We start from the raw sequence: 14,992 nt of genomic DNA on the forward strand, positions 1-14,992 counted from the left end.
TTTACACTTGCGATAAGGGCGCGATTGCACCGCTTTGTAATCGCTCCAAATCTGTTTTTACCATTTTTTCTAAAAGTTCCTCAAAGCTTACTTGGGGTTCCCAGCCGAGGTTTTTTTTAGCCTTGCTGGGGTTAGCTACTAGTTGAAAATGCTCATCTTGTCGTAACAAGCTAGTATTTAAAACTACATACTGCTTCCAATCCAAGCCGACTGACTCAAAGGCTGTGGCAACTAAATCTTTCACACTGTGTAGTTTACCAGTGCCAATCACATATTCTTCTGGTTCATCAATTTGCAACATTCGCCACATGGCCTCTACATAATCACCTGCAAAGCCCCAATCACGTTTGGCATCCAGATTACCCATTTCTAAGGTGTCAGTTAAACCCAATTTAATTGATGCAGCCGCTAAAGAAACTTTGCGTGTGACAAACCCAGGTGCGCGTAGAGGAGACTCGTGATTATATAAAATTCCGCTACAGGCAAATAGTCCATAGCGCTGTCTATGATGCACCATCGTCCAGTGGGCGTGCATTTTAGCCGCAGCATAAGGATTTTTGGGACGAAAAGCGGTTTCTTCATCTTGAGGCGAGAGGAATACATCGCCAAACATTTCTGAACTGCTGGCTTGATAAAATCTGGTAGACAAACCAACTTTTCGTACTGCTTCCAAGAGCCTAGTAGCTGTACCAGTTATTAAATCCAAAGTTCCCAATGGGTCGTTCCAGGAGTCGGGTACAAAACTGGGAGCCGCCAAATTGTAAATCTCTTGGGGACGCAGTTGTTCAACTGCGGTCAACAGTGCCGTATTATCCCTCAAGTCAACTGTAAAAATTTCTACTTTATTTGCCAGTATTCCCAGTTTTTTCAAATTAGGTTGTCGATCTGGGGGCACTAATCCGACAACTCGATAACCTCGATTGAGGAGCAAATGGCTGAGATAGTAGCCATCTTGACCAGTAATTCCGGTAATTAAGGCTGTCTTAGTCATATTTTGTCTTTTATTCTGTCTATCTCTTTAAGCACGAAATGGCACTTGTTGGAGAACAAACATCAAGACTCTCAACACTGCTGACAAATCTTAACAAGGGAGCTAGTGTAGCTCGAATGCTATTTTTACTAGATTCACTAGTTCTTTTTATACAAAAAATTTACTTAAAACTTTACAAAAAAATCATAATAATGATAAGCAATTTCATGAAAAAAATATATTTCTCCAATTTAAATAATATTGAAAAAAGAGTATACTTTTATCAATCAAATAACCATGTATTTTAGCAAAAACCGCTTCTATTTGAAAGTGTATAGCTCAACTTTTGGCAAACCCTTAATTAGCTTGGTAACGGCTATATGAGAAGTTTTATTTGTTTGAATCCTAAGTACAAGAGAATATTTTAGAGAAGAAAAGCCATCGTTTTCTGTCGATACTTCTTCTTTAAGTTACACTCCCCTCACAAGCCAAAATTGACATCAGAATTATTCTTTCCTTTAACCTTGACTATTTCAGTGTTACTTTTGTGCTTCTACAGAGTATTTGACAATGAGCAGGCAATTTCTACCATCCGCACCACGTTCGTATACAACCCGATCGGCCAACCGCCTCAGAAGAAACCATCCATACCCACCTACTTGCAGAGTACCTGGGGCTGGCTCTGCGATCGCATCAGGATTGAAAGGTTTTCCATAATCCCAAATTCTAATCTCTAGTCGGTCAATCCACAGATAAACGTTAATTTCAATGATTGTTTCTGGGGGTAAAGCATGATGAGCGTGACGAACAGCGTTGGTAAAGCCTTCTGCTAATGCTAAATTAAGGCGATCGAGTTGGGTTTTTGACCAGCCAAGTTGAGACAAGTGTTGCAGACAAAATTGCTCAAACCATTCTTGCACCTGGTTTAAGAGCCTGAGTTCGCTCTTAACCGTCAGATGGTCTTGCTGCACTATACTAAGCATTAACTGTGAGTTGAATATAAGTAAACCCAAGTTGCTAGTTATTAAATTCTGCGCTGTTCGCAAAATTTCTCTGACATAAAAAAATCTAAATTGACATATTCTATGTACCAAAATACAAAACATGAATGATTTTGGCATTCTGAGGGTTGTAACTAGCAACTTACGTTAAGTAAGAAATGTTTGTATTTGTTGACTTTTGATGATTTGATATTTTGGAATAGGTTTTCTATCCAAAACTGCAAATCCCAGAAGCAATCTGAACTATTGAAGAAGAATTCAGAAGGAAATCAGTGAGGGATACACTGCGGGATTTGGCTACAGATCCAACAATATCTTGTTGACCACTAAAAAAAGCATATTTAGTGGGGAACTTAAACCCATTTATGCAGAGACTATCTATAAGACGCTATGCATAACTTGCTTTCCCGTAAGATACACGGACTCGCTTTGGTGGCGTTATCCGCTTTTTAGTTCACAATTTAATTCTGTTAGCGGTAGCAGGGCGTTTAGCCCATTCTGGCTTCTGAATTCTTTCCCGTTAAAATTGACGCCTGTTGATTGCTTTCAAAAGCACATCTGCATCTGCTCTTGAAACTCACAGGCGTCAAAAGACTTTGTGGTGACTAATTTAGAATAGTCCCAAGGTCAAAGATTTATCCAATGGCAAAGCAGCACCAATACCCAGCCATATTGTGACAAGAGTACCAAAGAGGAATACTGTGGTTGCAACTGGACGGCGGAAGGGGTTTTGGAACTTATTCACGTTCTCAATAAAAGGAACGAGGATAAGACCTACTGGTACGGAACCCATTGCTAACACTCCTAAAAGTTTGTTAGGAAGCGATCGCAAAATTTGGAAGACTGGATACAAGTACCACTCTGGCAAAATTTCCAATGGTGTGGCGAAAGGATTTGCTGGTTCACCTGTCATTGCGGGATCTAGCACGGCTAGAGCCACAATCGCAGCGAAGGAACCCATGATCACAATTGGAAAGACGTAAAGTAAGTCATTAGGCCAAGCGGGTTCACCATAGTAGTTGTGACCCATGCCTTTAGCGAGTTTGGCTCTTAACTGAGGATCGCTCAGGTCAGGTTTTTTTTGTGTTGACATTTTTAAATGTGCTCTCCTGCTTAAGTTAAATTAAAGCATTTGTGAAAGCTATCAGCTACTAGGCAACCAAAAGGCGGAAAACAGCGTTTCTATATCTACAGTCATCCGCCTGAAGTTGTCTATAGCTTGAGGCTTCAGATACAAGTATTTGTTTTTTGGAACTTATGTGCAATTAATTTCTTGTGTTTCATAAGTTTAAAACAAACAACTCGATCTGAAAACTAACAAATGTTGCCTTTCGCTAATAGCTGAGATTACAAAGGCCCGGAAATACCTTGCTTGCGGATCATCAAGAAGTGAAACAGCATGAATACTGCAATCAACCAAGGCAGTACAAATGTGTGTGCGCTGTAGTAACGAGTTAGTGTTGCTTGACCAACACTGGAACCGCCGCGCAGCAGGTCGGAAATCAGAACTCCAACCACGGGAATTGCTTCTGGTACGCCGCTAACGATTTTCACAGCCCAGTAGCCAACTTGATCCCAAGGTAGAGAATAGCCGGTAACTCCGAAGGAAACGGTGATCACAGCTAGGATTACACCACTTACCCAGGTCAATTCGCGAGGCTTTTTGAAACCACCAGTGAGATAAACCCGGAAGACGTGCAAAATCATCATCAACACCATCATGCTGGCAGACCAGCGATGAATGGAGCGAATTAGCCAACCGAAGTTTACATCAGTCATGATGTACTGCACTGAGGAGAAAGCTTCAGTAACTGTTGGCCTGTAGTAGAACGTCATGGCAAATCCAGTAGCAAACTGGATGAGAAAACAAACCAGGGTAATTCCACCCAGGCAGTAAAAGATATTGACGTGGGGAGGGACGTACTTGCTAGTAACGTCTTCGGCGAGTGCCTGAATTTCCAGGCGTTCCTCAAACCAGTCGTAAACGTTGGCCATACAATCTCAAGTTCCTAAAAGTCGGTTGCGGTTGATAAATCCCGAAGTTCTGAATCGGCAGAAGCCTTCGCTCAGACTTCTCTCCCAATTAACAATTTTGGGATTTTAATAAAGGGGAGTTTTTTTCTTTGCTTTTGGGCTTTGAGTGTGCTAAGAGACTTCAGAAACTTTACACTTTGTAAAGATGGAATATATTGCGATCTCTTTACGCCCCTACACACAAAATGGTGGACACAAAGTAGATTTTATCCTTTGGTGAGTGGATACGATGCATCAGTTGACTGAACAACTTGATGAGAAAAATGCACCACTTCTATAAAAAAAGTAACATAATCGAGAGATAGATTTCATCAACAACAGAGGAAGTGGGCATTATCTAGGCAATTTGGGTTGAGGTGGAATTGATAATGGGGTTCATGAATAAACAAGTCTTTCGGGTTGGATTTTCATTGTTAATGGTGGTTTGCTTGGCGTTGGGTACCCTCACTCAGCCATCGCTGGCTTTGACTGGAGAACAAAAGCTGGTTTCGGAAGTTTGGCGAATTGTTAATCATACTTATCTAGATGAGACATTTAATCATCAAAACTGGGCGGCTGTGCGGCAAAAGGTTCTGGAAAAACCACTGCCAGACTCAAATGCCAGTTATGAGGCAATTGGGAAGATGCTCAAGAGCCTCGACGATCCTTTTACCCGCTTTTTAGATCCAGAACAGTACCGCAGCTTGCAGGTCAATACTTCTGGGGAACTGACTGGGGTAGGATTGCAAATTGCCTTGAATTCTGAGAATGGAAAGTTAGAAGTAGTGGCTCCTATCGCCGGTTCACCGGCAGATAAAGCGGGGATTCGACCACGCGATCGCATTCTCAAAATTGAAGGTGTTTCCACAGAAAATCTCACCCTTGATGAAGCTGCTACCAGAATGCGCGGGCCCAGTGGCAGCCTTGTGACTCTCGTAATCGAACGGGACGGAGAGGCAGAAACGGAAATTAGACTGACACGCGATCGCATTGCCCTTAACCCTGTGGTTTCAGATTTGCGTGTTTCTGCTGAGGGTACACCCATTGGCTACCTACGTCTTACACAATTTAATGCCAACGCTTCAACGGAATTGGCACACGCTATTTCTAGTCTAGAAAAAAAAGGCGCTGCTGCCTACATTCTAGATTTACGAAATAATCCTGGGGGATTATTGCAATCAGGAATTGAAATTGCCCGTCTCTGGTTAGATTCTGGCACTATTGTTTACACTGTTAACCGGCAAGGTATTCAAGGTAGTTTTGAAGCCTTTGGGCCAGCTTTGACGAAAGATCCTCTGGTGATTTTGGTAAATCAAGGAACTGCCAGTGCCAGTGAGATTCTTGCTGGCGCACTCCAAGATAACGGTCGTGCCCAGTTGGTAGGCGAAACTACCTTTGGCAAGGGATTAATTCAATCCTTGTTTGAATTATCAGATGGTTCGGGTTTAGCAGTCACAATTGCTAAGTATGAAACTCCTGAACACCGGGATATTAACAAACTAGGTATTAAGCCAGATAAAGTTATTTCTCAACCAGCCATTAACCGCGAACAGATTGGTACTGAAGCGGATTTGCAATATCAAGCCGCTGTGGAACTTTTGAAGAAAAACTCGGTGGTAGCGGGAAAAGCTTGAAGAAGGGTACAAGGAGACAAATCAGGTGGGGGTTCAGACTCCATCTGAATACCATACTTAAGAAAGCTAAAATTTAATTATACCGATAACGGTAGCTGAATCACAAATTCAGTTCCTTCCCCAAGTTGGGAATTCACTGCGATCGCTCCGCCATGTTTTTCTACAATAATTTGTCGAGCGATCGCAAGTCCTAATCCTGTGCCTTTTCCGACAGCTTTTGTCGTAAATAAATGGTCAAACATTTTTTGTTTTACTTCTTCCTCGATACCCTTCCCATTATCAGCGATTGTAATTTTAACTAAATTATTTTCGACTGTAGTGGTAATTGTAATGCAGTTTGGATTTGCTTTAATTTCGTCAAAACTTCGATCGATATTCGATTCCTCCAAGGCATCAATAGCATTTGCTAGTAGATTCATAAACACTTGATTTAGTTGTCCAGGGAAACACTCAATTTGAGGTAAAGTGGCGTATTCAGTTATCACTTCAATTGCTGGACGTTGCTCGTTAGCCTTGAGACGATGTTTCAAAATTAAAATCGTGCTGTCGATGCCTTGGTGAATATTAAATGGTACTTTATAATCTTTATCGGCACGCGAGAAAGTTCGTAAACTGGTGCTGATATTTTTCAGGCGATCGCACGCCATCGACATGGCATCAATCATCTTAGGCAAGTCTTCTAAGCTATAATCCAAGTCGATTTCTTCGGCATGGTTAAGAATTTCATCACTCCCATTAGGCAAGGTTTCTTGATAGAGTTTTAAGTGTTCGATAATATCAGCAAAGGTAGGTTTAGCTTGTTTGAGACTGGCAGCAATAAAACCAAGGGGATTATTCATTTCGTGAGCGACACCAGCAACTAAATTCCCTAGTGCTGACATTTTTTCACTTTGCACCATTTGCAATTGAGCGTTTTGCAGATCGGTTAACGCTTGTTCTAAATCTTGTGATTTTTGCTGCAAGGCAAGTTCAGCAAGTTTGCGTTCGGCTTCAAGCCGCGCCCTTTCGCTAATATCTCGCATCACAACTACTGCACCGAGTTTGTTACCTAAAGCATCGAAGATCGCTTGTCCACTAGCTAATAAAATTCTCCTAGAGCCATGCTTCGGCGCAATTACCATTTCGGCATTTTCGACGATTTCTCCTTGCAAGGCGCGAAATAAAGGAATTTCCGTGGTTGATAGAGGTGTTTGACCATCAGGTTGATAGAGTGAGAAGTGTTCTGCCCATTGTTCTGCTGGTAATGATTCTACTGGTACACCATGAAATTCACGAGTTGCTTTGTTAAATAGAGTCAATTTGCCAGTACTATCACAAACAACAATCCCATCGGTAATATTGTGAATGATGGCATTCAAAAACTCTCGTTCTTTAGCTAGAGATGCTTCGGCGTGTTTGCGATCGCTAATATCAATTACTACCCCATCCCATACAATTGCACCATCGGCTTGTCGCTCTGGCCGAGCCGCAGATTGAATCCATTTCACGGTTCCTGAAGGCAGGATAATCCGCCATTCTTGCTCAAAGGGTGTGAGATTTTGGGCAGAGTAAGCGAGCGCTTGGGCAATAGCCGGGCGCTCGTCAGGATGATTCATGGCGTAAACGCTATGCGTCCCTGCCATTACCAACTCTGGCTCTAACTCATATAAGTCGAGACAGCCAGAACTAACGTAGGGTGTTGAAGTTGAACCATCCACCTCCAGACGGAATTGGTACACCATCCCAGGAATATTATTTGCCAAATTTTGGAAGCGGATTTCACTAGCTTGCAATTTTGCTAGAGATTGTGCCAACTGTTGAGCATAGTTTTGAGAATTTTGGTAAATTCGGGCATTTTCCAAAGAAATTGCGGCTTGGGCACAAAGTAAGTTCAGCAGTTCGACGCGATCGCTTGTAAAGGCTCCGGTTGCTAAATTATTTTCCAGGTACAATATGCCCAACAACTTACCCTGATGCAAAATCGGGCTGCACAAGATACTCTTGGGTTGCTGTTGCTGAATATACGGGTCATTAATTAATTGCGGATGCACTGTGGCATCAGTAATTACTGCTGGTTGTAAGTTGCGTTTGACGTTATTAATTAAGCGAACTGGTACATCAACTGAGTCTTCAACAGGCTGTGGGTTGAATAACATCGAGTAGAAATCAACTTTGGCAGCTTGGTTCTGTAGACTGCTCAGGGAAAGTTGTGCTAAAGCCTGAACTAGCAACCGCTCTGACTCCAAAAGCATAAATACACATTTATCGGCTCCAGCATTTTCAATGACGATATGCAGCAAAGCTGAAAGCAGTTTTTCGAGTTCGATTTCCCTAGAAAGAGTTTGGGAAGCTTTGAGAATGGTAGCTAAATCTAAAGCAACAGAGACGTTGCTACTATTGGAAGTGGCGGAACTGGTGGAGGTAACACTCTCCAAGATGAAGATAGTTTCGTTAGTAGAGAAGGGAGAACGGGTTTGCTCTAAGATGGGGGCGAGGAGTTGGGGATAGCGTCGTTCCAAGTCGGCGACTTTGGCTTTAGCGCCCCAACGAGCATAGCCATAGTAGGCTTGGGTCATGTATTCTTGGGCAATGCGCTGTTTACCCCAGTCGAGGTAGAACTTAGCGGTCAGTTCATTGGCTAGGGCTTCTTCTTGGGTATAACCGTGTTCTTTAGCTAGAGTTATGGCGCGATCGTACAAATCTATTGCCTCTGATTTCTGCCCTAAAACTCGGTATAGGTCGGCTTCAACTAAATAAAATTTGTGCAGGTAATTTTCTGGAGCACGATCAGCCCACTTTTTCATTTTTTCCTGATTTTTAGCCACCCGTTGCAGAATGTGTTGCTGTTGTGCCTCACAAACCTGAGAATAGATTGCCAGATGGGCTAGAGAATCATAGGTGTAGCAGAGCGGAACGATGAATAAGCCTGTAGCACCACCTATATAATTTTCAGCAGCGATCGCAGCTGACACCGCCAACTCAAACTTGCCAAATATGTAACACAGACCAAGTTGGTTGGCATAGAAATAATACAGCGCAGTCTGATCGCCCGATCGCTGGAGGGCTGGCACAATTTCCTCGCGATTAAAGGCATTTCCAGTCAGCTGCCAAGGTTCAGCAGAATCGCCAAGCATATTCAAAATTGGTTGCTGAAAAACGGTCAGATGGCTGGTAAGACCTTGTTGGTTGAGCTGCCCAAGCTGATCTCGGAAGGCAACGCTCTCTCGGTTGAGATCGATTAATTCTTTGCCCAGAAACCAACAATATGAGATGTAAATGAATCCGCAAATAGCAGCCGATTCTAAATCTCCGGTTTCCAATCCAACTTCGTAGCCTTCCCGGAGAAATGGTAAGGAGTTCTTGAGCGGCTCTTTCCAATGCCACACGCAACAGTAAATTCCGACATAGACTCTGGACTTTAGTTCTTTGGCATTGAAATGTTCCAGCAACAAGTGTGCTAGTTGTGCAAACTCATAGCCAGAGTCAATCTCTCCTGTCATCCCACAAAGTATCATTCCATAGTAGCCATAGCCAATTGCCGAAAATGAACTATTGCCATATTGAACGGATAAATTGACCTGTTCGAGAACAATAAATGGTAAGAGCGCTGGAGTGACAACAAAAGCAGCAGAAGTGACAGTGGCAAGAATCCGTACAACTGCTAATTTGTTAGGATCTGTCATTTGGGGTAAATTGATTAAATCCAGTGGTTGCCTTCCAGCCAAGATGGATTTAGTCGTCTCAAATGCTTTGGCAATATCTGATTGACTGGGTTGCTTTGGAAGGCTGTTTCCTAAACGCTCCACACTCTTGAGAGCAATCTCTACTGCTTCTATAAATTGATGTTGGGCTTGAGCTGCTTGAATTTGAACTTCATAGACCTTAATCGTATCCAACAAGTTTCTAGAGTGTTCTGTAATGATTGCCGCCAATTGTGTCATCCGCTCAAAGTTGCCGCTCAGGTAAGCGGCTTCAGTGGCAGCTTCGTAGAGGGCTAAGGTTAACTCATACTGCGTTTGCCACATATCCTCAGCTAACAAGGCGATGCCCGTAGTGGAATACTCAAATGCCGCTGTATAGGCAGTTGCGGCTCTGGCTTTTTGTCCAGCTTTCAGATTGAGTTGGGCGAGTTCTTTTTGCTTAGATAAATCGACAATTAGGGATTTGCCGATATTAAGTTGGTTAACGATTTCAAATAATTTTTCGTCTTGTTTGGTAACAGGCGTATGAGTCAGTAATAGTTGCCCAATTTTTAGGTGAGCGATCTGTTTTTGTTCGTCTGGAATCAGAAAATAAGCAGCTTGCTGGACGCGATCGTGCAAGAATTTGTAAACCGTCATTTGTCCTTCGTCATTTGTCATTTGCAAATGACCGATCGCCAATGAGGAATCCTGATAAAACTTGTAAATTTCATTGGTAGGAATGATAAATCCTTCTTGCAATGCTTTCCACAAGTCGGAAGCGGTTTCTGCTTGCGACTTTTCATAAACGATCGCTAACGTCGCCAAATCGAACTGATTGCCGATACAGGCTGCCAGTTTCAGAACATTTTGAGTGTTTGGTGGCAATTTCTGAAGTTGTTGTGCCATAAATTCCACCACATCATCAGTCAGAGCAAGCGATCGCACTTGTGCTATATCACACTGCCAAAAACCTGTCTCCCAATTAAAGGTAATCAGCCCATCTTCATGTAGCGCTTTCAAAAACTGAGTTGTGAAAAAGGGATTGCCTTTGGCTTTTCGATCGACTAACTCTGTTAACGGTAATGCCTGTGCCGTCGTACAACTGAGAGAGTCGGCGATTAAATGGTTGACATCTGCTTGACTCAAGGGAGCTAGGCTCAAGGTTTTGATGCCAGAAGAAGTTTTTTCAATTTCATCTAGCGTCAACATCAGTGGATGAGCCGCAAACACCTCGTTGTTGCGGTATGCGCCAATAATAAATAGATGGCTGCAATCGCTCTGAGACATTAACAGCTTCAGCAAATTCAGCGATGCCGAATCTGCCCACTGCAAGTCATCCAGAAATATTACCAACGGATGCTCTCTGGTCGCGAACACCTGAATGAACTTTTGGAACAGCAGATTGAAACGGTGTTGTGCCGCACCGCCTGATAGTTCAGCGATCGCAGGCTGTTTGCCGAGCAGCTGCTCCAGTTCAGGAATCACCTCAATCAAGATTTGTCCGTTCTCTCCAACTGCCGCTAAAATCTTACTTTGCCATTGCTCCAGTTGAGTATCGCTTTCCCTAAGCAACTGTCCCATCAAATCGCGAAAGGCTTGTACAAAAGCAGACAGAGGAATGTTGCGGTTGAACTGGTCGTATTTGCCTTTGATGAAGTAGCCGTTCCAGCGCACAATCGGTTTATGCACTTCATTGACGACTGCGGTTTTGCCAATACCAGAGAAACCTGCCACTAGCATCAGTTGAGAGCCACCATTGGCAACATCACCAAATGCTTCTAGTAACGTTTGTACCTCCGATTCCCGTCCGTAGAGTTTTTCGGGTATGAGAAAGCGATCGCTAATATCTCGCTGTCCTAAATCAAACCAGGTGTGTTTGCCTGTTTCTCGCCACTGTTCTAAGCAGGTAACAAGGTCATGTTTAAGTCCTAGCGCACTTTGATAGCGGTCTTCGGCGTTCTTCGCCATCAGTTTGCGGACAATTTCGCCCAGCATCAAGGGCAATTTGGGGTTGAAATCGCACAGGCTAGGTGGAAGTTTCGCAATGTGATAATGCACCAACTCCATCGGTTCATAGGACTCAAAGGGCAATTTTCCACTCAGTAATTCAAAGAAAGTCACACCTAAAGAATAGAAGTCACTGCGGTAGTCAATGCCTCTGTTCATCCGTCCGGTTTGCTCTGGCGACAGATAGGCTAGCGTTCCCTCTAGTCCATTGAGGCTCTGAAGTTCTTGGGTTTCTCGTGGTAAGAGTGAGGCAATACTAAAGTCAATCAGCTTGATTTGGTTCGTGTCAGGGTGAATCAAGATGTTGGCTGGCTTAATGTCTTTGTGAATGACGCGCTGTTGATGTAACTGGTGTAAGATTTCTAGTAGTTGCAGAGCAATGGGTAAGAATTGCTCTAATGTCAGTGTTTTTCCTTGAGTAAATTGCCGCAGGGAAACACCACCAAAGTCTTCCATGACTAAGGCATAGCCATTATGATGGGCTTCTAGGCTGTAGGGTTTGATAATGCCGGGAATATCTAGGTTTTTAGCGATCGCATATTGGTTGCGAAACTGGACTAATTCGGTAAAAGTTGGGTATTCTCGTTTTAAGAGCTTGATGACAACTGGTAGGCGATGCCTGCGGCGGGCTGCGCCTACGCATTCTCGAATTGCCCGATACACTTGAGTACGAGAACCTGAATAAAGTTGCTCGATGATTTGGTAGCCAGCAATCCTTAAAGTTCCATCAACTTTTGCGCTCATAAATTTTTACGAAAATCTCTTTATACTAGTGTTATAATTCCCACTACTATAAATTGAGTAACAACCATTAGAAAAGTTACATTGGGTATCGGGCACTGGAGCCAAAGAGTAGGAATGCAAACACCTTTATATAAATGTGGCGAACGCATTTTGATGATTTCCCAAAGTAGTATCAGAACTCCGTCAAAGAGTTTTTGACCTGACAAAGAAAGGCATGAGGCAACATTAAAAAAGTATTAAGAAACTTCCAAATAAAAATATCTCAAAACTGACGCAAAAATTCTTTCTATTTCTTCTCTTTTTGTGTTCTCTGCGCTTGGAGTGGTAGAAAAGCGGCTTCGCCTTTGGCGTTTTCGTAGAGTAGCCGCTTTTCTACGAACGCGAACAGCGTGTCGCAGACAGACGCTTTGCGTAGCTTGCTTGTTTGTAGGAGTATGCGTCTACGTTTATTTGGATAATTTATTTCTTGGAAATCTCTAATTTAGTTGTTGAGTGGCTGTATCTAACGCGCGCGATCGCATTTTTCAGTAACTATGTGCTACTCCCATAAATCATATTGACTGCGCTATTTTAGTCTGGTTTAAGCTCAAAGATTTAGCTTATAAAACTGGTCAAACAATTTATCAAATTATTTATCTTTGCAATTACAAGTCAAGACGTTATCATGTTTATCGCCTAGTTGTTTGGCGCGCAGCACAACATAGCCGCGCCATTGCTTGTGACACTTGCGTAAGTCCTGTTAAAAATCAAATAGATTTCCTAATTTTTATTATTTGAATTTAGATTTAATTTGGTGGTAATTCTAAACTAGTGTCCACGACCTTAGTCTGCGCAAGGTTTTTGGCATAGTATTCTAGTTGTACTACTCATTTGCTACTCAATTTAGCCATTTTTATCTTGATTTTTAGCGATCGCAAGCAGCGATCGCGCTACTCAATTGCTACTCAATGAATAATATCTACTGCTTGAACACTAATCGCCTAGCAGGACTAGTTCGTAGTAAACGCGGCACTAGAGGACTGCGTGAAACCTCCGCAGAAATTGGCAATGTTAGTACAGCTACTTTGTCAAGAGTAGAAAATGGTAGTACCCCTGATATGGAGACCTTCTTAGCCCTTTGCAACTGGCTACAAGTACAGCCAGCCGAGTTCTTCGTCGCTGACAAAGGAGAACTAGAGCTAGATGTTGAAGAAGAGATTATCTTGTTGTTATTGGGAGACAAGCGTCTTGAGTCAGAGACAGCTTACGCGCTAGCCCAAATCATCAAAGCAACCTACCGTTATTTACTAGAGTGAATCCCCAGTGAAGTATGTCCCGTCTCTTTGGTCAAATTACCGTTCAAATCATATACAGACTGCCTTTGCCCGTCCTGTTACAAAAACTTTCAGTTACCCTAAATCCCCCAGTGACATGAACGAATTAGTGATAGCAGAAGATCCAAAACAATTTCTTAAACAGATGATGAGTAGTTTTTCAGAAAGAATGTGGTCTGCTGGCTGGCTTTCAGGGCTTGAATTTATCCTATGGAAAAAGGTCAGGGAATGCTCGGATGACCTAACCTTGCGAGAAATTGCTGATTTTAACTTCTACGCAGGATTAGCTGGTGGGTGGTGGATGTGGGATGAAGTAAGGAAATCTGAAGTGTTTGTAACTTTCCCTGAGTGGCTCTCGATTTACTCTTCAAAGGCGAACGAATAGAGAGTTATTCGTTCTGCTGAGTCGTTTCTTCGTATTCCCTAATTTTGAAATCAGTATCACGTTGTAAAAAACGCTGAATATCCCTTGTGTAAAACAACACCCTTTTAAACTTGTGGTCAATCTTCTCGTTTAGCTGCCCCAGAAGCATTTGAATAACATCCTTCCGATTTACATATTCTTGAATATGCAAAGCTAATGTCCTATCAATCTCACGAATTTTTTCAGCATTTCTTGCTTGTTCTTCGAGAGTTTTTTCAATTTGAGTAATCGAATTTGAAATCCGATTCATTTTGCTGATGACGGTAATAGCTACACCACCAAGAACAGAAACACTAACAAGAATCCCTAAAAATATACCAGTGCTTTCTAAGGTTAGTGTTATTCCTGGGGAATTAGAAGGAGTAACAGCTACTACTGACCGCATAGTACTCATTATTTAATAACTATGATTTTTATAATTTAAACAAATCAATTATCGAAAATATTTCTTCGACTCCCCAACCGCTAGAAAGTCCTAAAGAGGCTGAGTCCTGATTTCTAAATACTCGATATTCAAGCGCTAAAGATTTATTTGCAGCTATTGAAAACTTGCCGCTCAGTTCTGCTAAACATTGAACGTCTACCCCAGACCCAGGATAGATTGAGCTGCTATTCAACAAAACAATGTCATCAGTAACATTTCTCAACCTAATTCTTGATGTTGCAGTTCGATAGAAAGGTGAAACTGCATTCAATATATAAGTTCCCGCAGGTAATACAAATTCATTATTAGAAAGCGTAACCGAGGCGGTGTCATCAGTTGCAATACTATTAAGTTTTCGTTTGTTCCAACTTCCTGCTGTGGCATTTCCCCCCTCTGTTCCAGATGGTTGGAGTTCCCTTAATTGGATGTAAATAAGTCCATTAGAAGAAACAGAGGGGGTATATAAAGGCATTATTATGTCAACTCCCGAACCAAAGCATTACCGTTAGCAGCCGACCAGATACCACTAATTACGCCAGTGTAATGGAATGGCACTTCATAATAACCACCTGCTAATAACTTGGCAGTAAAAGCGTTTGTTGCTGCGGTTGCACCAAATTCTAGATATAAAATAGCGGTGCTATCATTCCAAATCGTTGCACCTTTGCGGTTGGAATTGGCAGCCAGGATTGTCTGGCTACTAGTACTAGAAGCAACAGTAGTCGGGGTTGATGTACCACTAGTCGATTCAGTTACTGTTACTGATGCTGGATTAACAAGAGCCATTAAATACACTCCAC

11 protein-coding genes are annotated in these 14,992 nt (G+C 42.4%); 3 read left to right on the plus strand and 8 right to left on the minus strand.

The window, feature by feature from the left end:
* Position 1 precedes the first annotated feature (1 nt).
* The 4 genes from RMZ42_RS33270 to petB all read right to left on the minus strand — a co-directional run bounded on the left by RMZ42_RS33270 (position 2) and on the right by petB (position 3,966).
* Positions 2-991 carry a GDP-mannose 4,6-dehydratase gene (locus RMZ42_RS33270; protein ID WP_322675437.1) on the minus strand — a complete coding sequence of 330 codons (990 nt, stop codon included), beginning with the start codon at positions 989-991 and terminating at the stop codon, positions 2-4.
* Positions 992-1,509: 518 nt separating this feature from the next.
* Positions 1,510-1,953 carry an ATP-binding protein gene (locus tag RMZ42_RS33275; protein ID WP_292739730.1) on the minus strand — a complete coding sequence of 148 codons (444 nt, stop codon included), beginning with the start codon at positions 1,951-1,953 and terminating at the stop codon, positions 1,510-1,512.
* A gap of 628 nt (positions 1,954-2,581) precedes the next feature.
* Positions 2,582-3,064 carry a cytochrome b6-f complex subunit IV gene (petD, locus tag RMZ42_RS33280; RefSeq protein WP_190730883.1) on the minus strand — a complete coding sequence of 161 codons (483 nt, stop codon included), beginning with the start codon at positions 3,062-3,064 and terminating at the stop codon, positions 2,582-2,584.
* A 254-nt stretch (positions 3,065-3,318) separates the two neighbouring features.
* A complete protein-coding gene (petB, locus tag RMZ42_RS33285; protein WP_322675438.1) occupies positions 3,319-3,966 on the minus strand; it encodes a cytochrome b6 in 648 nt (215 codons plus the stop codon).
* A 407-nt stretch (positions 3,967-4,373) separates the two neighbouring features.
* On the opposite strand from petB, the gene ctpA reads away from it, so the two are divergent.
* The gene (gene ctpA, locus RMZ42_RS33290; RefSeq protein ID WP_322675439.1) at positions 4,374-5,618 is read left to right on the plus strand and encodes a carboxyl-terminal processing protease CtpA; all 1,245 of its coding nucleotides are present in this window, start codon (positions 4,374-4,376) and stop codon (positions 5,616-5,618) included.
* 77 nt (positions 5,619-5,695) lie between these two features.
* Here the strand turns inward: ctpA and RMZ42_RS33295 are convergent, their stop codons facing one another.
* Entirely contained in the window at positions 5,696-12,031 is a 6,336-nt protein-coding gene (locus RMZ42_RS33295; RefSeq protein WP_322675440.1) for an AAA family ATPase, read from the minus strand.
* 947 nt (positions 12,032-12,978) lie between these two features.
* Between RMZ42_RS33295 and RMZ42_RS33300 the strand changes: the two genes are divergently transcribed.
* Positions 12,979-13,326, plus strand: coding sequence for a helix-turn-helix transcriptional regulator (locus RMZ42_RS33300; protein WP_322675441.1), 348 nt, complete (start codon positions 12,979-12,981; stop codon positions 13,324-13,326).
* Positions 13,327-13,441: 115 nt separating this feature from the next.
* The gene (locus RMZ42_RS33305; RefSeq protein WP_322675442.1) at positions 13,442-13,729 is read left to right on the plus strand and encodes a hypothetical protein; all 288 of its coding nucleotides are present in this window, start codon (positions 13,442-13,444) and stop codon (positions 13,727-13,729) included.
* A 4-nt stretch (positions 13,730-13,733) separates the two neighbouring features.
* On the opposite strand, the gene RMZ42_RS33310 is transcribed toward RMZ42_RS33305, so the two are convergent.
* From RMZ42_RS33310 to RMZ42_RS33320, 3 genes are all read right to left on the minus strand, one after another.
* Positions 13,734-14,153 (minus strand): hypothetical protein, encoded by a 420-nt coding sequence (locus RMZ42_RS33310; RefSeq protein ID WP_322675443.1) that lies wholly within the window; start codon positions 14,151-14,153, stop codon positions 13,734-13,736.
* Positions 14,154-14,181: 28 nt separating this feature from the next.
* Positions 14,182-14,664: a hypothetical protein gene (locus RMZ42_RS33315; RefSeq protein WP_322675444.1), complete on the minus strand. Its 483-nt coding sequence runs from the start codon at positions 14,662-14,664 to the stop codon at positions 14,182-14,184.
* 2 nt (positions 14,665-14,666) lie between these two features.
* Positions 14,667-14,992: hypothetical protein (locus RMZ42_RS33320; RefSeq protein ID WP_322675445.1), on the minus strand; the 326-nt coding region annotated here is incomplete at its 5' end.

This window comes from Nostoc sp. DedQUE05 (assembly GCF_034530955.1).
Classification (GTDB): Bacteria; Cyanobacteriota; Cyanobacteriia; order Cyanobacteriales; family Nostocaceae; genus Nostoc.